This window comes from Peribacillus folii, assembly GCF_030271255.1.
GTDB lineage: Bacteria > Bacillota > Bacilli > Bacillales > DSM-1321 > Peribacillus.
The window spans coordinates 317,627-342,985 of the sequence record NZ_JASJOM010000004.1 but is presented as its reverse complement, the minus strand read 5'-3'; the positions used below and the strand labels follow the sequence as shown (position 1 = coordinate 342,985).

General features: G+C 39.5%; 24 protein-coding genes. 21 read left to right on the top strand and 3 right to left on the bottom strand.

Annotated elements, in window-relative coordinates:
• The first annotated feature begins 254 nt into the window (after nt 1-254).
• From QNI08_RS08880 to trxB, 12 genes are all read left to right on the top strand, one after another.
• Nucleotides 255-1,571 carry a PTS sugar transporter subunit IIC gene (locus tag QNI08_RS08880; RefSeq protein WP_483313763.1) on the top strand — a complete coding sequence of 439 codons (1,317 nt, stop codon included), beginning with the start codon at nt 255-257 and terminating at the stop codon, nt 1,569-1,571.
• Nucleotides 1,564-1,842 carry a hypothetical protein gene (locus QNI08_RS08875; protein WP_285767055.1) on the top strand — a complete coding sequence of 93 codons (279 nt, stop codon included), beginning with the start codon at nt 1,564-1,566 and terminating at the stop codon, nt 1,840-1,842. Before QNI08_RS08880 ends, QNI08_RS08875 begins: the two co-directional genes overlap by 8 nt.
• A gap of 8 nt (nt 1,843-1,850) precedes the next feature.
• Entirely contained in the window at nt 1,851-2,933 is a 1,083-nt protein-coding gene (locus QNI08_RS08870; RefSeq protein ID WP_285767054.1) for a DUF871 domain-containing protein, read from the top strand.
• Nucleotides 2,934-2,989: 56 nt separating this feature from the next.
• Nucleotides 2,990-3,295: a PTS sugar transporter subunit IIB gene (locus tag QNI08_RS08865; RefSeq protein WP_285767053.1), complete on the top strand. Its 306-nt coding sequence runs from the start codon at nt 2,990-2,992 to the stop codon at nt 3,293-3,295.
• Between the two features lie 29 nt (nt 3,296-3,324).
• The gene (locus tag QNI08_RS08860; protein WP_285767052.1) at nt 3,325-3,654 is read left to right on the top strand and encodes a PTS sugar transporter subunit IIA; all 330 of its coding nucleotides are present in this window, start codon (nt 3,325-3,327) and stop codon (nt 3,652-3,654) included.
• A gap of 668 nt (nt 3,655-4,322) precedes the next feature.
• Nucleotides 4,323-4,919, top strand: coding sequence for an FMN-dependent NADH-azoreductase (locus QNI08_RS08855; RefSeq protein ID WP_483313757.1), 597 nt, complete (start codon nt 4,323-4,325; stop codon nt 4,917-4,919).
• Nucleotides 4,920-5,168: 249 nt separating this feature from the next.
• On the top strand, nt 5,169-5,795 hold the full coding sequence (locus QNI08_RS08850; RefSeq protein ID WP_285767050.1) for a YktB family protein: 627 nt from the start codon (nt 5,169-5,171) through the stop codon (nt 5,793-5,795).
• Between the two features lie 443 nt (nt 5,796-6,238).
• The gene (locus QNI08_RS08845; protein WP_285767049.1) at nt 6,239-6,742 is read left to right on the top strand and encodes an RrF2 family transcriptional regulator; all 504 of its coding nucleotides are present in this window, start codon (nt 6,239-6,241) and stop codon (nt 6,740-6,742) included.
• A 255-nt stretch (nt 6,743-6,997) separates the two neighbouring features.
• Nucleotides 6,998-8,113: a pyruvate dehydrogenase (acetyl-transferring) E1 component subunit alpha gene (gene pdhA / locus QNI08_RS08840; RefSeq protein WP_285767048.1), complete on the top strand. Its 1,116-nt coding sequence runs from the start codon at nt 6,998-7,000 to the stop codon at nt 8,111-8,113.
• A 3-nt stretch (nt 8,114-8,116) separates the two neighbouring features.
• On the top strand, nt 8,117-9,094 hold the full coding sequence (locus QNI08_RS08835) for an alpha-ketoacid dehydrogenase subunit beta (RefSeq protein ID WP_285767047.1): 978 nt from the start codon (nt 8,117-8,119) through the stop codon (nt 9,092-9,094).
• A gap of 104 nt (nt 9,095-9,198) precedes the next feature.
• The gene (locus QNI08_RS08830; protein WP_285767046.1) at nt 9,199-10,377 is read left to right on the top strand and encodes an NAD(P)/FAD-dependent oxidoreductase; all 1,179 of its coding nucleotides are present in this window, start codon (nt 9,199-9,201) and stop codon (nt 10,375-10,377) included.
• Nucleotides 10,378-10,493: 116 nt separating this feature from the next.
• Nucleotides 10,494-11,444, top strand: coding sequence for a thioredoxin-disulfide reductase (gene trxB, locus QNI08_RS08825; RefSeq protein ID WP_285767045.1), 951 nt, complete (start codon nt 10,494-10,496; stop codon nt 11,442-11,444).
• A gap of 281 nt (nt 11,445-11,725) precedes the next feature.
• On the opposite strand, the gene QNI08_RS08820 is transcribed toward trxB, so the two are convergent.
• Both QNI08_RS08820 and QNI08_RS08815 read right to left on the bottom strand, forming a co-directional pair.
• Complete coding sequence (locus QNI08_RS08820) at nt 11,726-12,364, bottom strand: FMN-dependent NADH-azoreductase (protein ID WP_285767044.1); 639 nt, start codon at nt 12,362-12,364, stop codon at nt 11,726-11,728.
• Between the two features lie 64 nt (nt 12,365-12,428).
• Nucleotides 12,429-13,070, bottom strand: coding sequence for an NAD(P)-dependent oxidoreductase (locus QNI08_RS08815; RefSeq protein WP_285767043.1), 642 nt, complete (start codon nt 13,068-13,070; stop codon nt 12,429-12,431).
• A 134-nt stretch (nt 13,071-13,204) separates the two neighbouring features.
• Here QNI08_RS08815 and QNI08_RS08810 point away from each other — a divergent pair, with 134 nt between their 5' ends.
• The 5 genes from QNI08_RS08810 (at nt 13,205) to QNI08_RS08790 (ending at nt 18,457) form a co-directional block, all read left to right on the top strand.
• The gene (locus tag QNI08_RS08810; RefSeq protein WP_285767042.1) at nt 13,205-13,561 is read left to right on the top strand and encodes a winged helix-turn-helix transcriptional regulator; all 357 of its coding nucleotides are present in this window, start codon (nt 13,205-13,207) and stop codon (nt 13,559-13,561) included.
• 286 nt (nt 13,562-13,847) lie between these two features.
• A complete protein-coding gene (gene sftI, locus QNI08_RS08805) occupies nt 13,848-15,188 on the top strand; it encodes a sulfoquinovose isomerase (protein WP_285767041.1) in 1,341 nt (446 codons plus the stop codon).
• 93 nt (nt 15,189-15,281) lie between these two features.
• Nucleotides 15,282-16,007, top strand: a complete 726-nt coding sequence (locus QNI08_RS08800; RefSeq protein ID WP_285767141.1) for a GntR family transcriptional regulator — start codon at nt 15,282-15,284, stop codon at nt 16,005-16,007.
• 29 nt (nt 16,008-16,036) lie between these two features.
• On the top strand, nt 16,037-17,470 hold the full coding sequence (locus QNI08_RS08795; protein WP_285767040.1) for an aldehyde dehydrogenase family protein: 1,434 nt from the start codon (nt 16,037-16,039) through the stop codon (nt 17,468-17,470).
• 84 nt (nt 17,471-17,554) lie between these two features.
• The gene (locus QNI08_RS08790) at nt 17,555-18,457 is read left to right on the top strand and encodes an AEC family transporter (RefSeq protein ID WP_285767039.1); all 903 of its coding nucleotides are present in this window, start codon (nt 17,555-17,557) and stop codon (nt 18,455-18,457) included.
• A 604-nt stretch (nt 18,458-19,061) separates the two neighbouring features.
• Here QNI08_RS08790 and QNI08_RS08785 read toward each other — a convergent pair.
• A complete protein-coding gene (locus QNI08_RS08785) occupies nt 19,062-20,294 on the bottom strand; it encodes a Gfo/Idh/MocA family protein (protein ID WP_285767038.1) in 1,233 nt (410 codons plus the stop codon).
• A 546-nt stretch (nt 20,295-20,840) separates the two neighbouring features.
• Here QNI08_RS08785 and QNI08_RS08780 point away from each other — a divergent pair.
• The 4 genes from QNI08_RS08780 (at nt 20,841) to QNI08_RS08765 (ending at nt 25,311) form a co-directional block, all read left to right on the top strand.
• Nucleotides 20,841-22,238 carry an MFS transporter gene (locus QNI08_RS08780; RefSeq protein WP_285767037.1) on the top strand — a complete coding sequence of 466 codons (1,398 nt, stop codon included), beginning with the start codon at nt 20,841-20,843 and terminating at the stop codon, nt 22,236-22,238.
• A gap of 247 nt (nt 22,239-22,485) precedes the next feature.
• The gene (locus QNI08_RS08775; protein WP_285767036.1) at nt 22,486-23,166 is read left to right on the top strand and encodes a transaldolase family protein; all 681 of its coding nucleotides are present in this window, start codon (nt 22,486-22,488) and stop codon (nt 23,164-23,166) included.
• A 78-nt stretch (nt 23,167-23,244) separates the two neighbouring features.
• Complete coding sequence (locus QNI08_RS08770; RefSeq protein ID WP_285767035.1) at nt 23,245-23,937, top strand: DUF4867 family protein; 693 nt, start codon at nt 23,245-23,247, stop codon at nt 23,935-23,937.
• A gap of 264 nt (nt 23,938-24,201) precedes the next feature.
• Complete coding sequence (locus tag QNI08_RS08765) at nt 24,202-25,311, top strand: DNA alkylation repair protein (protein WP_285767034.1); 1,110 nt, start codon at nt 24,202-24,204, stop codon at nt 25,309-25,311.
• Nucleotides 25,312-25,359 lie beyond the last annotated feature (48 nt).

Here is a 25,359-nt window from a genome sequence, read left to right as displayed (position 1 = left end):
TGACTATTAAAACTCCACATCGGCGTCTCGGCTATTTTTATCTTTGAAAGGTTTCAGGTTTATATTTTATTTGGCAGAAAGATTTCATTAGCTACAAAAGGCTTTATGGTGACAAAGCTTCGATATAAAAAAATTACGTATCTTCATGCAAAAAAATGATTGACACTATGAATATAACGTTATAATGTTTACATATTGAATTGCCTGTGTTTTCAGTCTTTTAATTAAAGGGGGAAAGGTTATTGACCAGTTTCATGAATATCCTTGAATCAAAGGTGCTTCCGGTGGCAAATAGGATTGGATCGCAAAGGCATCTGCTAGCGATACGGCACGGCGTCCTTGCGACACTTCCATTGACGATTATTGGATCATTTTTTGTTATTTTATTGAATTTCCCAATTGAAGGGTATGATGAATGGATTGCTCCTTACCGAGCTGCTTTGGATGTACCTTTTCGCTTCACGGTCGGGGCGATGGCACTTTATGCTGCATTTGGGGTGGGATCGGCTCTTGCCGGGCATTATAAATTGGATCAGCTTAGTGCAGGTTTTCTTTCTGTTCTGGCTTTTTTGATAACCTGTGTCGTTCCTACTCAAGTCATGGAATCCGTTCCGGGGGTCATCGAAGCAGGAAGGTGGCTGCCAATCAGCTCTCTAAGCGCTGCATCCTTGTTTGGAGCGATCGTTACATCATTGATTTCAGTGGAAATTTTCCATTTTCTCATAAAACGGGACATCAAAATCAAATTACCTGAGAGTGTCCCGCCCATGGTATCCAACTCCTTTGCGGCACTGATTCCTACATTGGTCGTGGTCCTGCTTTTTTGGGGCATTCGTTACGGATTAGGGTTTGATATTAATTCCATCATTACGACCTTGGTGTCACCGCTCAAAAATTTATTGGTAGGAAACAGTTTAGTGGGGGGGCTGCTTACCGTTTTCCTCATCGTTTTCTTCTGGTCATTGGGTATTCACGGGCCAGCCATATTGGGGCCAATCATAAGGCCGATGTGGGATTCCGCCATACTCGAAAATATGGATGCGTTTGCAAGGACAGGCAATGCAGCGAATTTGCCCAACTTATTCACGGAGCAATTCATTCAATGGTTCGTTTGGATTGGCGGGGCAGGCTCCACTTTATCGCTGGTCGTATTGTTTTTATTCTCGAAATCTAAATATTTAAAAGAACTAGGAAAACTATCTTTCGTCCCGGGCATTTTCAATATTAACGAACCGGTCATATTTGGGGCTCCCATCGTCATGAATCCGATATTGATGGTGCCGTTCATTGTTGCCCCGTTGGTGAATGTCATCGTTTCTTACACGTTCTTTCAATTAGGATTGATCCCTATGATCATGGCCAAGCTTCCGTTTACTGTCTTCAGCCCGATTGCCGCTGTAATCAGCACGGATTGGACGATCATGGCAGGCGTTCTCGTCATCTTGAACTTCGTCATCTCGTTAATGATTTATTTTCCATTTTTCAAGATGTTCGAAAAGCAACACCTGCGTGATGAAAATAAAATCGAAGATGGTCCGGAGGAAGAGAAGGCAGGCATAAAATATGCTTGAGATAATAGGCGCAGTACTATCGTTCGTCGGTGCCCAAATCCTTTATTCGCGAACGAAGGTAGCTGAAGGTTTAACACCATGGAAATCAGTAGGCTTGACCATTTTGATCATTAGCCTCTCCATCATTTTATTCAGCTCATTGGGGTCGACTTATTATTTGATTATCATCATCCCTACCATTGTCTGTTCAGTAATGATATCCTCCCGCTACCGTGATTACTTGATGAAATTACAGGCAAGGCGGGTTCAATGGAAAGAACATAAGGAGTGAATGAAGCTATGAAAAGGTTGGGAATATCGATTTATCCGGAACATTCTACACCCGAGAAAGACAAGCAATATATTAAACAGGCCCATCGTCATGGATTTGAACGAATATTCACATGCTTATTATCGGTTTCAAAACCTTATGAAACCGTAATGGAAGAATATAAAGATGTCATTTCATATGCGAAAACACTGGATATGGAGGTCATTCTTGATGTTGCGCCAGCTGTATTCGATAAGTTTGATATAAGCTATGATGATTTAGGTTTCTTTGCAGAAATGGGGGCGGACGGCGTACGTCTTGATTTAGGCTTTGATGGCTTGAAGGAAGCGAAAATGACATTTAATCCTTATGGATTGAAAATCGAATTGAATATGAGCAATGATGTTGAATATTTATTGAATATTTTGACGCATCAAGCCAACAAGAATCAATTGATTGGGTGCCATAATTTTTATCCGCAAAAATTCACCGGCCTGCCTTATGAGTTCTTCATCTCCTGCTGCAAGAGATTCAAGGAACAAGGCATTAGAACAGCGGCATTCGTTACGTCACAAATGGGTGAGATAGGGCCATGGGACATCAACGATGGATTATGTACATTGGAACAGCATCGTGAGCTATCCATTGATGTACAAGCCAAGCATCTTTGGGCTACCGGGTTGATTGACGATGTAATCATTGGAAATGCCTATGCCAGTGAAGCGGAATTGAAAATGCTGGGAGCATTACAGCGGGACATGGTCGAGTTGAAAGTGGAGCTTCAATCGAATGCATCACCGATCGAGCAACAAGTCGCTTTGGAGGAAATACATATTCGCCGTGGAGATATCAGCGAGTATATGGTCCGGTCAGTGGAAGTCCGCAAAAAATATGGAAAAGAGGATTTTGCGGCTCGGGAAACTGTTCCGCAGCAAAATGGGGATGTTTTCATCGGCAATGATTCCTTTGGAAAATATAAAGGGGAACTTCAAGTCATACTACGGGACATGCCTATGGATGAAAGGAAAAACCTGGTTGCGCAAGTAGTGGAGGAAGAACGATTTTTACTTGATTATATCAAACCATGGAGTTCATTCAGATTAATTATATAATCTTGCCAAAAATTGACAAGGAACGATGAATCAATAGAATCCGAGGAGGAATTGTAATGAATATCCTATTATGCTGTTCTGCAGGAATGTCTACCAGTCTATTGGTCAGTAAGATGGAGAAAGCCGCATCCGAAGAAGGAGTGAACGCGAAGATCCAGGCAGTCGCCACTACGGAAGTGAGGAATCATATGGATGAGGTGGACGTGATTTTATTGGGGCCGCAGGTTCGTTATTTACTGAATGATATCAGGAAAATAGGAGATGAGAAGGGTGTCCCGGTAGATACGATAAATCCGATGCACTATGGAACATGCAATGGCAAAGAAGTGCTGAAAACAGCGGTTCAATTAATTTCCAAATAATTAATAAAAAGAGATGAGAGGGTGCTAATTTGGCGAAAACGAAAGAAGCTTTATCTGAATTATCCTTTCAATTGATCCTTCATAGCGGAAATGCCCGCAGCTGCGCAATGGAAGCCATCTCCTTGCAAAAGCAAGGTAAATCCAGCGATGCTCAAGAAAAGCTGAAGGAAGCGGAACGAGAGTTCGTTGCGGCACATAAAATTCAAACGGCCTTGATCCAGGCTGAAGCGAATGGTGAGGATTTTGACATACCATTACTGCTGATTCATGCTCAAGATCACCTGATGACTTCCATGACGACAAAAGAGTTAGCGATTGAAATTGTCGAATTGCATCAAAAAACACAAAAGGTCCATTAAGTGATTTGTCGGGGGCTTGATCGTTCAAGAATTCACCGGAAAATGATCTGACCGCATCATTGTTAGACCTATAGTTTAAGCAGCCTCTAAGACCTGAGTTCGGTATTCTAACGGACTCAGGTCGTTTAATTTTTCCTTCATACGTTTGTGGATTTAGTAATGAATATAATCATCTAATTCCTTTTCAAAGTAATCCATATTTTCGAATTCCAGGAGGAAAAAACCATTTAGACTGTAACATGCCAAACAAGATTTCCATAACTGCTGTTGGTTTAGTTGGAGCAGTGGTTAGCAAGTAAAGGAAACTTGTCCAAAAACAATCAGATCTACCTCATAAAGGCTATGGAGTGAAATAATGATGAAAATTTACCGAAATATGGATGTAATACATATCCATTGACATGGAACTATAATAATATATAATACAGATATGTGTTATCTCTAATTGTGAATCATAAATGGATTGGAAGATCAGGAAGGATAGCAGGAGAGTGAAAAAAAGCAAGATTCATATTTTTTTATCATCAATTATAGATAATGTAGATATCTAATATCATTTTTAAGGTATTTGAAAATTTAACAAGATTGGATGACCAATATCAACGACGATAAAAGACCCATACTGGTTTAGATGGTGGGAAAATAACAAACAAATGAGGGGAAAAACAATGTCAAAAATACTATTTGTAAAAATTAACGATCGTCCCGAGGATCAAGCGATTAGTGTGCAAATGTATAATAAATTTTTAAACACTTTTAAAGAAACGACACAAAATGAAGAGATTATTGAATTAGATTTATTCAATGAAAACCTTCCGTATTATGGGAACGCAGCGATTACAGGAGGATTCAAGCGGAGTAAAGGGTTAGAGTTAACAGCTGAAGAGGCAAAAGCTACAGATATTGTTGAACACTACTTAAAGCAGTTCTTGGATGCCGAAAAGGTAGTTTTCGCTTTTCCATTATGGTATTACACAGTTCCTGCTCCATTAATAACCTATATTTCTTACCTTTCCCAAGCAAGGAAAACAAAAGTCAGTAACAAAAAAGTTGCTATTTTATGTGCTCGTGGTTCGGATTACTCTTCGGAACATATGGCATCGAAGGAGATGGCCGTTAATTTTCTAACTAATTGGCTTCATTATCGCGGCATTACTGAACTTGAAACGGTCGTGATTGAAGGTCATACACAATATCCTGGACTTTCACAAGGAATCATAGAAGATGGTTTGGACATGGTAGGTAAGGTTGCATCCGATTTCTAATAATGATGAGATTCACTTTACAGAGATGGCCACCTGGAAAATTCTTGCGGAAGAATGTTCTGCTTACGATCTTTCGGGTGTTATCCAGGTCCTATAGAGGATAAGCACTACGCAAGGTGGTAAATAAACTTTTAGCCTGCATTTCCGTTTAAACCCAATTGTTTGAAAAGGTAATTTGAAACGGATGTTTTAACTAGAAAACGTAGTTGATTTCTATAACAAAATATATATTAAAGGAGTGTTAGGTACATGCATTTCAATGGTTTTGATCAAGCTGATTTTGACACGTTTACAATAGAAGGACTCGAAACTAGAATGGAAGCAATAAAAAATCGTATTCGGCCGAAGTTTCAAGCAATGGGTGACACACTGACGGATGAACTATCCATATTAGCTGGAAATGAAATGTTTTTGCATATTGCAAAACACGCACGTCGAACCGTTAATGCTCCAAAAGACACTTGGCTAGCGATATCAGCAAATAAACAAGGATATAAAATGCTTCCGCACTTTCAAGTTGGCTTATTCGAAGACCATGTTTTCATATGGCTTGCATTCATTTACGAATTACCTAACGAAAAGGAAATTGCGAGTGATTTTCTCGAGGAAATCGATAGTATTGGGAAGCTGATTCCGAGTGATTATGTCCTATCAATGGACCATATGAAAAAAGAAGCCGAATCAATGTTCAATTTAGGTGAAGAAGGATTGGTAAAATCGTTAGAGCGCTTTCGGGACGTGAAAAAGGCAGAGTTCCTTGTTGGTCGCCATGTTCAATCAAATGATCCAATCTTGAAGGATGGTGATAAGTTCATTTCATTAGTTAGCGATACATTCAAGACATTATTTCCACTATATAAAATATCGCATCAATAAAAAAACGCATATTACTAGTTTTGAAAGGCTAGTACTGGCATTCCATACAAACCATGTTTTCTATAAAATGTAATAGCACTACGGATAAAACTACAATGTAATGGGAAACTGTAAAGACATGGCTTCTATGGGACTTTTAACTTTTTGAAGCCGGAACATAAAAGTAACACCGTGCCAAAAGCTCATATGGGTCAATGACAGGTCCGGCATTAGCAATGAATTACCCTTATAGATATAAGAAGCAATCTGTTGGATATTTGTTTCATATTTAACTGAATATCACGGATGGTTTTAAACCTATGTGACAGATTAAAACCGGGCACAGAGGTTAGGAAGGGATATATCCAAAACATCGGTTAAACTTTTTCATTTCTTGATAGTATTCAAACTAGGACATGGAAAATTCATATTAGACTCAATTTTTTTAGTCGGAGGTTAGTCACATGCAGTTCAGCAAAGGAGTCGAATACGCTCTTCATTGCCTATCTTATTTTGTGGATTTACCTACAGGGAGGTCCGTCGGCGTCAAGGAACTTGCAACATTTCAAGGGGTTTCTGAAACGTATTTATCAAAGATTTTTACTAAATTAAAGAAGTCGGGCATCGTACGTTCCATGCCTGGCGTTAAAGGTGGGTATGAATTAGCTGAACACCCAAGTAAAATTGATTTTTGGGATGTTATAGAAGCAATCGAAGGAAAGCAGCCTTTTTTTCAGTGCGCAAACATCAGGCAAAAGTGCATCTTGTCTGAAGGACAAGAAGTTCAAGACTCCATTCATTGTGGACCCTGTACAATTAACATCATCATGTTAGAAGCTGAGGAGAAGATGAAAGTTTATCTCAAGAGCAAAACCATCTTAGAGCTAAATGATACTTTAAAATTGAAATTGAAGGACAGACATTCAGAGGGAGTGAATTGGTTCCGAAAAGCCCTAGAACTTAGATAAGGGGTCCTGTTCACAGTTTACTGAGTTCACATACTAAGGGAGTATTTAAATTAGCTATACTGAATTATGTTACGAAACTATTTACGGTTGATTGAAGAAGTCTGCATTTATAGACCTATAGAGAAATATATAGAATCCTTCGTCCGAACATTGTGGTGATGATTATGTGAATTTTTTTACACCTAATTAAAGATAATAGGTATCTGTGATATATGCAGTTTTGGCCTATTTAATAAAGAAAAGGAAGGGAAAAAAATGAAGATTGAATCAGTAAATACTGTTGTAAACGCAAAAAAGCAATTTGATGAGATTGCGCAGCAATTTGAAACATTTAGGATTCTTAATGAAGAAGGTATAGTCATCAATGAAGATGCTATGCCCGATCTAACAGGAGAGCAATTAAAAGAATTAATGAGGCGAATGGTTTACACACGTATTTTAGATGAACGATCCATCTCTTTAAACCGTCAAGGCCGATTAGGTTTCTACGCACCAACAGCTGGTCAAGAGGCTTCACAGATAGCTTCTCAATTTGCTCTTGAAAAAGAAGATTTCATTTTACCCGGATATCGTGATGTTCCACAGATTATTTGGCATGGTTTACCTCTATATCAAGCATTTTTATTCTCTCGTGGACATTACCATGGAAATCAAATGCCCGAAGGTGTTAATTGCTTAGCACCACAAATTATTATCGGTGCTCAGTATATTCAAGCTACCGGTGTAGCTTTAGGTCTCAAGAAACGCGGAAAAAATTCAGTCGCAATTGCTTATACCGGTGATGGCGGTGCATCTCAGGGTGATTTTTATGAAGGAATGAACTTTGCAGGAGCGTTCAAAGCACCAGCGATTTTCGTTGTACAAAACAACCGTTATGCGATTTCGACTCCAGTTGAAAAGCAATCTGCCGCAGCTACTATTGCACAAAAAGCGATAGCAGTTGGTATTGCAGGTGTTCAAGTTGATGGGATGGATCCACTTGCGGTGTATGCAGCAGTTCGGGATGCGCGAGAACGGGCAATTAAGGGTGAGGGGCCTACGCTAATTGAAACATTAACATACCGTTATGGACCACATACCATGTCCGGGGATGATCCGACACGTTATCGGACAAAAGAAATTGATAATGTATGGTACGAGGTAGATCCGTTAGTACGCTTCCGTAAATTTTTAGAAGCAAAAGACCTTTGGAATGAAGAAGAAGAAAAAAAAGTAATCGAACAAGCAAAAGAAGATATAAAAGCTGCCATACTAAAAGCCGACCAATACCCAAAACAAAAAGTTACTGATTTGATCAAAAATATGTACGAAAAAATGCCAATCAATCTACAAGAACAATATGAAATCTATAAAGAAAAGGAGTCGAAATAGACCATGGCTCAAATAACGATGATTAAAGCAATCACCGATGCAATCCGTACAGAGTTAAAGAATAATGAAAATGTTTTGGTTTTTGGTGAAGATGTTGGTGTAAATGGGGGAGTATTCCGCGCAACTGAAGGCTTACAAAATGAATTTGGCGAAGAGCGCGTTTTTGATACACCACTTGCAGAATCAGGTATAGGCGGTCTTGCGATAGGTTTGGGTTTAACTGGTTTCCGACCAGTCATTGAAATCCAATTTTTCGGTTTCGTATACGAAGCAATGGATTCCCTAAATGGACAGCTTGCCCGCATGCGATATCGTTATGGCGGTCGTTGGACGGCTCCAGTCACCATTCGTGCACCTTTTGGTGGAGGAGTTCATACACCAGAGTTTCATTCTGATAGTTTAGAAGGGCTGCTTTCTCAACAACCAGGATTAAAAGTTGTTATTCCATCAACCCCTTATGACGCGAAAGGCCTGTTGATTTCTGCGATTCGGGATAACGATCCTGTTGTATTTTTAGAGCATATGAAATTGTATCGTTCCTTCCGTCAAGAGGTTCCGGAAGAAGATTATACAATAGAAATAGGTAAAGCGGATGTGAAACGGGAGGGAACAGACCTATCGATCATTACCTACGGTGCGATGGTTCACGAGTCAATAAAAGCAGCTGATGAACTATCAAAAGAAGGGATATCGGCAGAAGTTGTAGACTTAAGAACGATTAGCCCGTTGGATATGGATACGATAATAGCATCTGTAGAAAAGACGGGGCGTTGTATAGTCGTTCAAGAAGCTCAGAAACAAGCTGGAATTGGAGCACATGTGGTCGCTGAAATAAACGAGCGTGCAATCCTAAGTTTAGAATCTCCAGTATTACGTGTCTCAGCACCTGATACTGTGTATGCATTCACTGAAGCAGAAAAAATTTGGTTACCGAATGATAAAGATGTATTCGAAACAGCTAAAAAAGTAATGAACTTTTAGTTGAAACATAGCCACCATGTATCGTAAAAACTATTTCGCCCTGCAATCGCGTATTTAAAGATATAACAAAAGAAAAACAATAAATTGTAGACGGAGGATTGAATATGTCAAAACATATTTTAATTTTAGGCGCCGGGTATGGTGGTTTATTATCAGCCATGGCAGCCCGTCAACACCTAAGCGTCGATGAAGCAAGGATTACAGTAGTGAATCGGTTCCCTACACATCAAATCATTACAGAACTGCACCGTCTAGCCGTAGGGGGCGTTTGTGAACAAGCAGTTGCCCTCCCACTTGATAAATTGCTTAAAGACTACAATGTTGTTTTAAAAATAGCGACGGTAAAAGAAATAAGACCAGACCACCGTGAAGTATCTCTTGAAGACGGAGCAATATTAAGTTACGACTATTTAGTGACTGCTTTAGGAAGCGAAACAGCTTACTTCGGTATCCCTGGTTTAGAAAAGTACAGTTTCGTACTAAAATCAGTAAATGATGCCAATCGATTACGTGCCCACGTAGAAGGCCGTATCGCTGCATATAGCAAAACAAAAAATAAAGCGGATGGAACGATCGTGGTTGGCGGAGGGGGCTTGACTGGTATTGAACTAATTGGGGAATATGCAGATAAAATACCAAGTTTATGCTTAAAACACGGCATTGATCCTACAGATATTTCACTTTACTGTATAGAAGCTGGTCCTTCCATTCTTAAAGGCTTCCCTCCAGAATTAATTGACCGTGCTTATTCAAGTTTATCGAAACGCGGCGTTACAATCGTTACTGGCATACCAATTGTAAAAATGGATGGTGGATCCGTTGAACTTGAAGACGGCAGAACAATTGAGACGAAAACAATGATATGGGCTGGAGGAGTACAGGGGATCTCCGCAGTAGCTAAATCAGGTATGGAGGTGAAACGGGGACGCATACTCGTAAACGAGTTTTTACAGTCTACATCTCACCAAAATGTATTCGTTGCTGGTGATAGTGCCATTGTATTGGGTACAGACGGAAAGTCATATCCACCAACTGCTCAATTAGCTTGGCAAATGGGAGAAGTTGTGGGCGTGAACGTAACCAGGTCCATACGCGGTGGTGCTATGGAACCGTTCATGCCTGTATTCTCTGGCACGTTAGCAAGCCTTGGACGTAAAGATGCAGTTGGAACAATCGGTGGAAATAAAACGCAATTAAAAGGGTTGCCGGCAACACTTATGAAAGGGGCTAGTGATGTTCGTTACTTAACTCATATCAAAGGATTATTTAGCAAAGCATATTAATTTTACATTCTCACGTTTCAATTCTACCCATTTTTTATTTATAAGATTTTTATTATAGGGTGAGATTTTTCAAAGAAAATAAACCCTGAAAAATGTAAGTTTCGGAGGTGTGAATTATGCGAAAAGTGGTTATTTTAGGAACGGGGCCAGCGGGATTAACAGCAGCCATTTATTTAGCTAGGGCCGATATGAAGCCTCTTATCATTGAGGGAAGTCAACCAGGTGGTCAACTGACTATGACTGCGGAAGTGGATAATTTTCCAGGTTTTGTGGAGGGTGTGATGGGTCCCGAACTCATGGAAAACATGAGAAAGCAAGCTGAGCGCTTTGGTGCCGAATTTAAGACAGGATGGGTGAATAGTATAGACCTTTCTAGTGGGCCCCCATATAGATTGCGTGTAGAAGGATTAGGCGATATTTTAACACAATCTCTTATTATATCAACAGGCGCTTCTGCAAAGTTCTTAAACATTCCTGGGGAAAAAGAGAATATTGGACGAGGTGTTAGTACATGCGCCACCTGTGATGGATTTTTCTTTAAGGATAAAAAGATCGTCGTTATAGGCGGTGGTGATACAGCGATGGAAGAAGCCCATTTTCTAACAAAATTCGGTTCGGAAGTACGTATCGTGCACCGGAGAAATGAACTAAGAGCTTCAAAAATCATGCAAAATCGAGCACAGCAAAATAAAAAGATCACGTGGAGTTTAAATAAAACACCAATTGAAATAATGTCGAACAACATGAATGAAGTAACAGGCTTGAAGATTAAAGACAATGGAACTGGCGAAGAGGAGATAATCAAAACAGACGGCATTTTCGTTGCTATTGGGCATTTACCTAGCACTGGCTTTTTAAGGGGGCAGTTGGATACAGATGAAACCGGGTATATTTTTGTAAAACCTGGTTCCACCCAAACAAGTGTTCCGGGTGTATTCGCTTGTGGGGATGTTCAAGATAGCAAGTACCGTCAAGCCATTACAGCAGCTGGAACAGGATGCATGGCCGCTTTAGACGCAGAACGTTATGTAGAGGGGAGTGCAGTCCATGATTGGAGTAAACCGTGATGAAATACGACAATTGAGCAGCGAATAGTATTCAGCAAAAGTTTCTTGTTGTCCTATATCGAACATATGAACCTTGAACTTAAAAATTCTAAATTAGAGGCTATTTTCCAGAGCTGACAGGTATTTATTCTCTTTACCTGTAATGAACTATTTACAGTTCGAAATAAAAAATATGACAGTTTAAGTAATGTACAATAAACTGTCATATTATTTTTTGTTAAGAGTTTACCGACTAAAGGAATGTGTCGTCAGCGATATTTTTTGTAACAATACCGTTTCCTTTAAAACCTTTGAGCTAATTCTTTTGCTTCCTGAATCCCTTTTTCTTTAATTTCCTGTGCACGATCAGGGTATTGATTGTGCCCTTCGATAAATATTGCTTCCAAGGAAGGAACGCCAAAGAATCCTGCCACCAAATTTTTGATATAACGGTGACCCATTTCCAAATCGGCCATCGGTCCTTCAGAATAAATGCCGCCACGCGCTTGAATGTGCAATGCCTTTTTATCGGTCAATAAACCGACGGGTCCGTTTGCCGTATATTTGAAAGTCTTCCCGGCCACTGCTACTGAATCAAGATATGCCTTCATAACCGGAGGGAAGGAGAAATTCCACATTGGTGTAACAAATACATACTTATCAGCAGAGACAAATTGTTCACTCAACTCTCCAAGACGATTGACTTTTTCTTTTTCATGTTCGGAAAGTTCTTCAAATCCTTTACCTGTTTGAAGTTTTCCCCACCCACTGAAAATATCGGCATCAAGTGCAGGGATATGCTCTTTATATAAGTCGATATGAACCACTTCGTCGTCAGGGTTACTCTGCTTATATGCTTTAACGAAGGCACTTCCCGCTGCCATGCTGAAAGACTGTGAATCATCAAGTGGATGTGCTGTAATATAAAGGACTTTTGCCATAATCAATACCCGCTTTCCAAAGTTTATAAAGTAGCTTTGATCTATAACATCAAAGCTCTAACATTTATTCCGCTTCACCAATAAGTGTGAATCGTTCATTAATATGTTGTGGATTTTCAATTTCATCCACTACTGCGATGGCATAGTCAGCATAGCTAATGTAGCTCTGGCCTTTACCATTTAAAATGACATGATCTTTGCCTGTCCGATAGGAACCGGTTCTTTTGCCTTCCGGGTCGAAAAAACCGGCAGGACTGATATAAGTCCATGCAATCGAATCTGTCTTTTGCAGCTCCTCAAGCTGCTTTGCGGCATTGGATGCCGTCGGATAGACAAAATTCGGGAAATCAGGTGTATCCATTAGCCTTGTTGTATTGGTTTCATCAACAAAGAGGCTTCCAGCACCGCCCACGACGATCATTTTTGTTTGTGGAGCTTCTTTAAGGGCCTTGACCAAGACTCTCCCAGCATCAACATACAAATGTTCCTCGCCTTCTGGTGCTTTATAAGTATTGACCACTACATCGAAGGACGTAAGATCTGGACCAGTTAGCGCGAAAATATCTTTCTCAAGAACATGAACGTTTGTTTCGGTAATTCTTGAAGCGTTTCTCACGATTGCCGTTACGTCCATTCCCCTATCTTTTGCTTCTTTCATGATAAGACTTCCAACCTTGCCGCTTGCTCCTATGATTCCAATTCTCATCCTTTATTCCTCCCAATAGCATTGTGTGATGAAGCATAGTCATATATTATTACGTTAGACAAGATTTTGTAAGTAGTGACTTTTTTATAACATAGTCACAAAAACAAGACCATTAGGAAAGGGAAGGATAATTCATGGCTCGAACTTCATTTCAAGGCGAAATTCCCAAGGAACAAATAGGGGTATGCCCTGTCACAGATGCACAAAATGTAATAGCAGGCAAATGGAAAATAATAATATTATGGCATTTGAAAGAGACTAAACGGTTTGGCGAGCTTCAAAGATTGGTGCCCGGAATATCAAAAGGAATATTGACAAGTCAATTAAGGGAATTGGAAAAAGACCAAATGGTCATAAGGGAAGTTTATCCAGAGGTACCCCCAAAAGTAGAATATTCACTAACTGAGGCAGGGAAAGGTTTCATGCCTATACTAGAAAGTATGGGTGAATGGGGAAAGAAATATGCTATCAACAGCAAAAAATCCTATTAAATATATCAGGCTCTCGAGATGTCTTAATCCCGAGAGCCTTTAATTTTGTTATCATATAGAGCATCCAGGATAAAACACTTATCAAATTGTAGTCATACCTGAACTGCCCCGTAAATGGGAGCCACCGAACATACAATGATGGGTGTTTTTAGTGCTGCTTTTATACCCCTTTACCTCAAAGGATACTCTTTCCATTTGAATATGTATATTTCCATTGATAAAGATAGGTATGTATTTTATAATGGTTATAATCAATTGTTTGCAATAGATAAGAGGGGGTTCGTACATGCTTAATACGGTCGTTTTATATGTACCTATAGGTAGAAAAACGTTTGATATTGAAGCCGCTGAAACATATCGTCAACAAAGTATGAATTGGTTAGAAGAAAGTTGCAGCCATCTTATAGCACCGGATCAAACCATGACATCCGTTGAGGAACTTCAAGATTTTTTAGATTCTATAAAAGATGTGAAAATTGATTCAATTTTATACCAAAGTGTTACTTTTGCAGATGGAGAGTTCATGGTCAAGATTTTGGAATATTTCAAACAGCCTGTCATTGTTTGGTCAGTTCGTGAACCTAGTGTTGGCGGTCGTCTTCGCTTGAACTCGTTGACAGGTGGGAATAGTACAAGCAATGTACTGCGTAATCATCAACATCCTTTTGCTTTTGTTTTCGGAAATCCGGATGAAGAGGATTTAAGAAAGCGTTTACTACGGCAATTTAATGTTATGCGTGTTTTCAAAGCATTAAGTGAACTGAAAATAGGCGTTGTAGGTGATTATCCACCAGGTTTCTTCTTCTCACAAGCAAACGAAGGAGAACTGCAAACAGCACTTGGGGTGACACTTCATAAGATTGATTTACAAGATGCTTTTGCTCAGTGCGTGGAACTTCCAGAGCAAGAATGGGTTGGTGAAATAGATCGTGCAGAGAGACAGGTTATTGGGTTGAATCGTAAGGATGAAACCGTAACGAAATTCGCTCAGTTTTCAACGTACATAAAAAAACATATTCAGCAGGAAGAGTTGGACGCATTAGCGATGCGGTGTTGGCCTGACTTTTTTAACGAGTTGGGAGCAGCACCATGTTCAACTTTATCTCAATTCACGGAAGACGGAGTGGTTACATCTTGTGAATCCGATATTCATGGGTCAGTTTCCATGTTTATTTTACGTGAATTAGCTGGTGGAAATGCGCCATATTTAGGAGACATGGTCCATGTGGATGAAGCAAAAAATTCAGTTGTCTTTTGGCATTGTGGTGCAGGAGCGTATTCTCTTGCCAATCCTTCCACAGGAGCAACAGTCGGTGTACATCCGAATCGGAAAATAGGATTCGCAATGGATTTTGGTTTGAAAGCAGGAGTCGTGACGATCTTTAGAGTAAGTCATACACCTGAAGGGTACCGTCTTTTAGTCATGAAAGGAAATGCATTGGACGTAGAGCAGCCTTTTTCAGGGACTTCTGTGGAAGTTGAATTAATAACAGATGTTACGGACACACTTTACAAACTTATGCATGCAGGATACGAACCCCACTTCGCTTTAGTTTATGGAGATGTAACCGAACACCTCATTGAATTGGGACGAATGCTTCAATTAAAAACCGATGTGTATGTATAAATGAAATAGTATCTCTCCCTACAGCAAAAGCTAGATCATGATATATACTTTATCGTAAAGACTGGCTTGAAGGAGTTGGACAAAGTGAAAAACATGATAGATGCCAATAAAAATGTTGCTCTTTATCTACAGGTGAAAGACATTTTAGTTAAGCGGATTCAGGAAAAAGTATGGAGGGCAAACGCTTTAATACCAACGGAACAAGAGCTGATGCAAGAATTTGATGTTAGCCGCACTACATTAAGGCAGGCCATTTCGATTCTCGTTCAAGATGGATTATTGGAGAAGAAACAAGGAAGAGGAACAATCGTGAAGCCCCAGCCCCTTATCGGTGGAAGTTTAGGAAGACTGAAGGGATTAGCAGAAGAAGTAACAGAGAGAGGTTTAACACCAAATTCAAAATTACTGCGTACAGATTTTAAAAAAGACCTCTATTACGAAACATCCATGCTTCAATTAGCAGACGGGGCAGAAGTTTGCGTAATTGAGAGGATCCGTTTCGCTGATGACGTACCGATTGCGATTGAACGTTCCTGTTGGCCAGTCCATATTGGAAAAATAATTAACAAGCATGATTTAAATAATGCGAAATTTTATGACATCCTAGAGGAAAATGAAATTTTCTTAAAACGTGCAAAAGAAAAAATTTGTGCGATCAACGCGACTATTTATGAAGCGGATTTACTTGGCATCCGCGGTGGAGAAGCTTTGCTTGAAATGACAAGACTAAGCTTTGGATTTGATGATAAACCACTGGAATTTACGATAACGAAATATCGCAGTGATAAATATCATTATGATATAGATCTTCTTAGGTAAATCTTAATTTGAATAAGGGAGTGGAGCGTATGATGAATGCAACACAAGTTGAGCAATATGGTTTATATGTGGCGGGACTTTGGGAAACAACCTCAGAAACAATGAACGTATTAAACAAATATACACAAAAACCAGCAGCAGAAATTTCTATAGCAACAAAACAACATGTGGACACGGCCGTAAAGAGTGCAAAAACCGCGCTAAAGCAAAATTTTTCATCATATGAACGATATGAGGTATTAATGAAAGCCGCTCAGTTGTTATTAGAGCGCCGCGAAGAATTTGCCCGAATTTTAGCGATTGAAGTTGGAAAATCCATTCGTGAATCACGTGTAGAAGTTGATCGTTCTGCTCAAACTTTACAAATATCTGCAGAAGAGGCAAAGCGCATTCATGGAGAAGGTGTGCCTGTTGAGTCAGCTCAAGGATCCGAAAATCGCATGGCCTTTACCGTCCGTGTTCCAGTAGGTGTCATTGCCGCTATCACTCCATTTAATGCACCGATTAATCTGGTCTGCCATAAAATCGGACCGGCACTTGCGGCTGGTAATAGTGTGGTCTTAAAACCAGCTGAAGTAACTCCAATCTGTGCGATTAAACTGGCAAGCTTATTTGAAGAGGCCGGGCTACCTAAGGGACGGCTACAAGTTCTAACTGGAGATGGAGCGCAAATCGGTGGATGGCTACTGGAAAATCAAGATGTGAACATGTTCACTTTTACAGGAAGTCCACGTGTGGGAGAATTGATTCGTTCAAAGGCTGGTTTACGAAAAGTGTCTCTTGAACTAGGAAACAATTCAGCGACCATCGTTCATAAAGATTCAGATTTAGAAAAAGCTGCAACTTTAGTTTCACAAAAAAGCTTTAGTAATGCAGGACAAGTTTGTATATCCGTCCAGCGCATTTATGTTCATAAAGATATCTATGAAACTTTTGTTGCAAAGTTAATAGAAAAAACGGAAGAGTTCGTGGTTGGCAACCCAATGGATGAAAAAACAGATATTGGGCCTATGATTCGCCTTACTGAAGCGGAGAGAGTAGAGGCATGGGTGAAAGAAGCGGTCGAACAAGGTGCACGGATTGAGGTAGGTGGCAAACGTGAAGATACCTTCTATTGGCCTACAATTTTAACGAATGTAAATGATGACATGAGGGTTTGCCGTCAAGAAGTGTTTGGCCCAGTTGTATCGATCGCCACATATGAAGAAATAGACGAAGTGATCGCTAAAGTTAACGACTCTGATTACGGGTTGCAAGCTGGGCTTTTCACGAACGATTTGCAAGTAGCCATGAAAGCAGCACGTGAAATAGAGGTGGGCGGACTGATCGTAAATGATGCTTCAGCATACAGGGTCGATCATATGCCATATGGTGGCGTGAAGAAGAGTGGTAATGGAAAAGAAGGCCCAAAATATGCGATTGAAGAAATGACTGAAGAACGTATCATTGTCTTGAATTTATAACCCGTAATAAGGACCTAGAGTGGTAATAAATCTAGGTCTTTTCTTTAATAGATGACAAAACAAAAAGTAATGTAGGTGACAAAGATGGGGTTTTTTACTATTCTCCTGCCGATTTTCGGTATATTTGCGATCGGGTTTATCGGACAAAAGAAAATCGGTTTTGATACAAAGACCATCTCGACTATGGCGCTTTACATCATGTCGCCGATTCTCGTATTCAGGACTTTTTATACTACTTCATTTAACATAAACTATATATATCTTGCATTTTACACATTAGCTCTATGTTATTCATTAATCGCAGTCGTGTACATTATTTCTTATTTTCAAGGCTATTCGACCACGGAGACGTGTGGGATGATCTTGGCATCATCTTTTATGAATAACGGAAACTATGGTACCCCTGTAGTTCTTTTGCTCTTTGGTGCTACTGGACTGAAATCTGCCATCATTTTAATGGTGATACAACAAGTAGTCATGTGTACGGTAGGCGTGTATTATGCTGCAAAGGGGAGTCCGGATGGTAATGGCATCCGCTCAGCGATTCGGGCAGTCCAACGTATGCCCATCGTATATGGGGGGCTTTTAGGAGCAGTTTTTCAATTACTCCATATTCCTTTGAGCAAATCCGTAATAGAAGCTGTCAATTTAGTGGCAGATGCAGCCATCCCAACTGTAATGATCGTTCTAGGCATGCAACTGGCTAATATATCAATCAAACAATTAGCCAAAGCCAAGATTTCTTGGTCGCTGCTAATCAAGCTGGCGATTTCACCGGCAATTGCGTATATGCTAACTCTTTTCTTGCCTGTAGATGAGATGGTTAAACAAATCATGATCATTATGGCAGCCATGCCAACTGCCGCCAATACGACGATGTACGCCCTTCAATTCAACACTGAGTCGGAGTTCGTTTCGAGCACGACCCTTATTAGCACATCATTAAGTCTTGCAACATTGCCTATTATATTTATGATTGTTTTATAAAGTGATAGGGTGTTTCCATAGATGTTTTGATTTAAAATGTAGACAATCTCGATAAAAGTCGCGTTTGTCTATTTTTTATTGGTCGTACCATTTGAACGTTGCTTTCCGCTCTGCGTGATAACAAAGATAGAATCTCCATTCCCTATAGTTTGATAATTTGTACAATGGATGTTTCGGCATGCGCTCCCTTATCCAGAGGTGGTTCTGGAGGCTCCCATTTCTTTGCATTTATATCTTGTTGAAAAAGGTGTATCCAGTGGTAGGAGTAAACAGGAGTATGTATGGAATGACATTTCTTCTTGTTACCTTGGCCAATTGGAAGGTCTATTAAGGTACTCAACAGCAAATAAATTGAGTTTTCGGGAGTTCGGATATCTGAAAAAAGGAATTCCAACCCCTTTTTGTCTACAAATCAGGCTTGCTAGGTTCCTACTATATAATGGTGCTTGTCAGTGTCTTGCAATTTTCAGTGATTAAAGGAATGGAAAGTGGGGGAAGACGAAACGGGGCATCGCACTGACTGCTGGGATTCAAAGGCAAGAAATATGAAAATGCGGCACTACCCATAAAAAGGGTAGTGCCGCATTTTTCATGCTCCGCCGATTTAATTGGAGACAGTCGCTTTTCCGTCATGGATGTTCTTTAACAATTCATCAATGTGTACCACTTTTCCAGTTTTAATTGATTCTTCTGCTGCGATACCTACGACAATGGACCAAAAACCTTCTTCCACAGTGGCAGTGGTGGTTGAAACGCCTTCAATATTATCAATAAAGTATTTGTGCTCATAATATGTTCCGCCATTATGCCCACTGCTTTGAATAACAGATGGATAACAAGGAGTGGAGATTCTTGTAGGATTACTTTCACCACTTAATACTTCCAGATGTGTATTCGGTCTATTCACTGGTAAAAAATCATCGTTTTCATATGCTCTAAGTCTTCCTTCATCTCCACATATCGTAATTTCTTCATAAAACATAGGAGAAAACATGCACAAATTAAAATTCGTGTTAACACCATTTTCATAGACGATATTGACATTAGCATGATCGATAATATCAGATTTTTGATCTTTATATTCAAAGTCTTTAAAATTGACAGCGCTTCCTCCAGTTGCATAAACGAAAGAAGGCTTGGATTGAGCAAATAAATTTAAAAGGTCAAAATAATGACAACATTTTTCAACAAGGGTTCCGCCAGAATACTTAGAAAATTTATTCCATTGGTTTACTTTATCCAGGAATGGAAGTCTATGCTCTACAATGCTGATCGTCTTAATATCACCGATTGCTTTGCGCTCGATCGCTTCGTGAAGCGATTCGTTGTAAATCGCTTTGTAACGATATTGAAGGCCGATTTGAAAGATTCCTTTATACCCATCAGCAAGTTTCTTAATTTCTAATGCATCTTCTAAATTTGTAGCCATTGGTTTTTCTAGTAAAATATGCTTTCCGGATTTGACCGCTTCTCTCACAATCTCAAGATGGGTATAATTCGGGGTACAAATAATCAGTCCATCTACTTGTGGATCATGACAAGCTTCCTCGAGAGTCCGATACTCCACTAGATTATGTCCAGGGAAGTTTTGTGAGAACATCCTTTTCGTATTTTCGATACTTTTCTTATCCAGGTCATAAATACCATGAATGGTTGCTCTTCCCTCTAGCATGGTAACTTTAATATGCTCATGACCAATCATCCCGGCACCAATTACGTTAAATTTATATTTTTGTTGTTCTTTTTTATAAATGTATTTATCTTCTTCAGATAAATAATCAACATTTAAAAACCCTGAGAAAAAATTACTGTTTAATTCTTTTCTTTTTGTACTCATATCCATAACCTCCATGTAATGTAAGAACATTTTGTCAACCATTTAAATAGTTTCTACATGTTTTTATCATGTTCCAAATCTCTCTTGCATTTCCATAAGTAAGGAGCTAGCGTATCTCGTATAAACATAGTTACCTTTAATTAAAAATCAGTATCTTTGTTCATTATAAGAATACGTTTACAAAATTACAAGTGAAGATTAGAAAAAAACAAAAAAATTCTGAAAACATGAAAACTAAAGATTGTGCAACAAACGTACCGGAAAATTTTGGAGTCACGGTTAAAAAACTGAATTTTTAAAACAAATAAAAAAATGCAAGAAAAGGCTTGCTATTTTGTATGCGTTTTCATACTATTATTAAAACATAATTACTTTTTAGAAAAGATAGTAACGTTAATTTGTATCAAGGAAAGGAGAACGTGCCATGATACTTTTTCATCTGTAAGAACTCTATGAGTGTTTAATTTTCTTATGAAGGATTATTGACAATTTAGTTAAATGGGAATTTCTTAAATTTTAAAATGGATATTTAAAAGGAGAGAACTTATGGAACAATCAGTCATTACAAACATGGATCGTCCAGTTAATACTTCTAAGAAATTAAAGCTTAAGGAAAAAATCGCCTATGGAATGGGAGATGTAGGAAATAACTTTTTATTTGATCTAGGTCAAATCTATTTGCTTAAGTTTTATACGGATGCACTCGGATTGCCGTCAGCAACTGCAGGATTAATCTTCTTAATTACTAAAATATGGGATGCTTTTGCGGATATTACGGTAGGCACATGGGTGGATAATCGAAAAAAAATTGGTCCCAAAGGGAAATTCAGGCCGTTTATCCTTTACACGGCAGTACCATTAGCACTTATTACAATCGTTAGTTTTACCAATCCTGATTTTTCACTCACTGGAAAGATGATATGGGCATATGCAACCTATATGGCATTTGGTACGATTTATAGTATTTCGAATATTCCATACGGTTCAATGGTCCCAGCGATGACCAAAGACCCTGTAGAAAGAGCGGAATTAGCTGCATTCAGACAAGCAGGTTCAAACATGGGCCTGCTGATTACTACAGTTGGATTCATGCCTATCGTGTTACTGTTCAATAGTGAGTCCACTGGATACATAGTGGCTGTATCTGTATTTGCTTTTTTAGGTATATTATTTCAACTCTATTGTTATAAGAATGTTAAGGAACGGTATGTATATGATAAGCCTAAAGAAACTCAGGTGAAACTAAGTGAGAGCTATAAGGGACTGCTAAAAAATACCCCCCTTTTGATCCTTTGTTTAGTGAACTTGTTTACTTTTTCAGCTTTCAATGTAAAGCTCGCGGTCCAAGTATACTATTGCCAATATGTATTGAAAAATGTTTCGATCGTTCCTTATATGGGGTTTTTCAGCATTGGCTGTGTGTTTATTGGGGTAGCACTAGTTCCGTTCATGGTTAAAAAAATAGGAAAGAAATATACGTATATACTTGGCTGCGCAATTTGGGCAGTTGGCGATTTATTGGCTTATATATTTGCGGATAACGCTGTAATATTCATCATGTTAGCTTGTTTTGCCTTCTTTGGAAGCGCATTCGTCAATAGTTTGAACTGGGCATTCGTTTCTGATGCTGTTGAATACGGGGAATGGAAAACAGGCAATAGATCCGAAGGTGTGGTTTATTCATTCTTTACATTTTGTCGCAAGCTATCTCAGGCTCTTGCTGGATTCATTCCGGGAATTGTTTTAGGTTTGGTTGGTTATGTTCCCAATGCCGTGCAAAATGCGAATGTGGTTGAAGGGATTAGAGGACTTATGTTCATATATCCAAGTACTTTAGCCATGGCAACGATTATTGTAATGGCATTCTTTTATAAGCTATCCGATGATAAATACAATACCATCGTAAAAGATCTTAATGACCGTAAAACTGGTATACCTATGTAAACAAAAATTACGTAAATGGCTGCCGGATTTAACTAGGATGTTTTAAAGTTGAAGCGCCCGTAATGTGGCATAGTGTAGAATTTTCTATACTTAAAAAACTAACGGGCACCTGGCACAATAATTAAATTTACTAGAATCTGTAAAGAAAAAGCTTGAAATATAAAAACCTTTTTTTTATTATATAGTTAAAGGTAATGACATTTAATTAAAAGGTAGATATCTTTAACTACAAGAGGAGGAACAAACGATGAAATATTTTTTGGACAGTGCCATTATTAAGGAAGTACGTTATGCATATGAAAATTGGGCAATTGATGGGGTAACAACAAATCCTCGCCATATCATGACCAGTGGGAAACCATTCCTTACCGTGTTAGATGAATTAGGAAGCGAATTTAAGGGCGTGGAGAACTTTCCTATTTCAGTCGAGATTAATCCTCATTTAGACGATGCTAAAGAAATGGTTGTGGTTGGAACGGAAATTGCAAAATTATCATCCAATTTCGTCATTAAAATTCCATGTACAGAACCAGGTTTAATTGCGGCGAGGGAGTTTGAAAAAGAAGGCATTCCTACGAATGTCACGCTTGTTTTTTCTCCTTCTCAAGCCTTGCAAGCTGCTAGAATCAAGGCTAGCTTCGTATCGCCTTTCGTTGGATGGAAGGAAAATAGCGGGGATGACACGACTCAATACATTCAAGATATCGCAAATATCTATAAAACGTATAATTTCGAAACCGAAATTATCGTGGCCGCTTTGCGGAATGGCAAACAAATCGTTGATGCAGCGAAAGCAGGGGCCCAAATCGTGACCTGTGGCTTCGATGTATACAAGGAAAGCTTCCATCACGCATTTACTGATTATGGCTTGGATAAATTCCGCAATGCATGGGACAACACAATTACGGAAGCACCAGTAATGAAATGATAATAAATAACATTGAAAGGTTCCTCATAGATTATTCATTTGAGGGCCTTTTAAAATGGAAAAAGGAGCTGAGTAAGGTTGTCAAAATACGACATAGTAAAAGATCTGAACAAACATCTTTCTTTTTTTCATGTTGAAGACCATACGTTTGCCCCATACGGTAATATAATTAACGGATATGATTTCCAAGAGTTGCAAGCATATATGAAAGAAAAGGAGATCCCGCAAGATCAAAATATCTATATTCCCTCTGTAGCGGATATGGAGAATACGAGCGTGAAGGAACGAATTCAAACTGGATTTTATGGAGAAATGCCGATTCAAATTGGATATTGTAATGGTCCGAATGCAACGTTAAATGGTTTAGAATACCATAAAGGCAGTGAAATAAATATTGCCGTGACGGATATGGTTCTCCTATTGGGAAAGGTACAAGACATTCACGACAATAGTTATGACTCTACTAATGTAGAGGCGTTTTTTATTCCGAAAGGAACGGCCATCGAGTTATATAGCACAACCTTGCATTTTGCCCCGTGTAAAGTTAACGATGAAGGTTTCAAGACAATCGTAATCTTGCCAGCCGGTACAAATGAGCCATTAAAACAGGACATCCTCAAAAGGACACAAGAAGATAAACTTTTATTCATGAAAAATAAATGGCTTCTTGCTCATCCAGAAAGAAAACAATTGGTAAACAAAGGAGCATATGCAGGAATAAGGGGAGACAATATCTCGATTTTCCATGAAAAAAGAACAATAGGAAGCTAATAACTATATTCTTAGCTACAAAAGGTGCGGGAGCTTAATGCCGCACCTTCTTCATTTTCACCAGACTTTCAATATCTTAACCCCGGTATGATCCAATTTAGACCGAATAAATCGAATTTAAGTTGAATGAACGGTGAGTAGGTCGAATTATCGACGAAGACGGCCTAATTATTGCCGAAGCTGGGCTTGGTTGTTACATAATGGGGAAAGATGCTATGATTGGTGAACGGGATAAGAAAACATGTGGAAAAGAAGTGAAATTAAGTGGCTGAACCATTAAAGGATTTATATAGTGCTGCTTTCATTCGTGAATTCAGTGAAAAAGTGAGGAGCGTCCATCCGTCCTTTTCCGCTCGATCTTTTCGGGATGAAGTGATGAACGAGGACTGGGATGAGATGAAATTGAAAGAGCGGATCAGGCATATTTCGCTTACACTGGGAAGGCATCTCCCAAGTGATTATTCTGAGGCCTTGAACATTCTGTATCGATTGGAAAAGGATTGTGAAGGCTTCAGATATTTATTTTTCCCGGATTTTGTAGAGGTGCATGGGTTGAATAAGGAGGATTGGGCACTGTCTCTAGAAGCCTTGGAGCGTTTTACCGTTAGGTCTTCCGCTGAATTTGCCGTACGTGCGTTCATCCTGCTTGAGCCCATGTTAATGATTGCGAAGATGAAGGAATGGGCACAAAATGAGAATGAGCATGTCCGCAGGCTCGCAAGTGAAGGATGCCGGCCGAGGTTGCCTTGGGGGCAATCTTTACCGATGTTCAAGGCAGATCCGAAGCCGGTGCTGGAGCTGCTTGAAAGCCTTAAAAACGATCCCTCGCTCTACGTGCGCAAAAGTGTGGCCAATAACTTAAATGATATTGCCAAGGACCACCCGGATGCTGTCATTCAAATTGCCAAGCGCTGGCATGGGTTTGGCGATCCCTATACGGATTGGATCATCCGGCGAGGGTGCAGGTCACTCGTCAAACGGGCGGATCCCGAGGTGCTGGAGATGTTTGGGTACGCGGATGTATTGAATGACCCGACGATGGTAGCTGCAGGTTTTATTGAAAATGAGCCGGCTTCCATTAAAATCGGGGAAACGAGTGAACTTCATTTTGGCTTTCAGGTGAAAGCCCGCGGTTCAGTGAAGCTTCGGATTGAGTACGCCATCGATTTCGTAAAAGCGAAGCAAAAAACGTCTCGTAAATTGTTCCTGCTGGCAGATAGGAATTTTGCAGCTGGAGAGCGTGTTGATAGAGTGAAAATTCATAATTGGAAGGATTTGACCACACGCCGTCATTATGGGGGCCTCCACAAGATCTCGCTTCTTGTGAATGGAGTGGAAGTTGCAGAAACGCATCTCACGCTTACATTGTCATGAGCAATCCTGCTATATGGCCCGTAATGCGAAAGAAAACCGTATGATTTT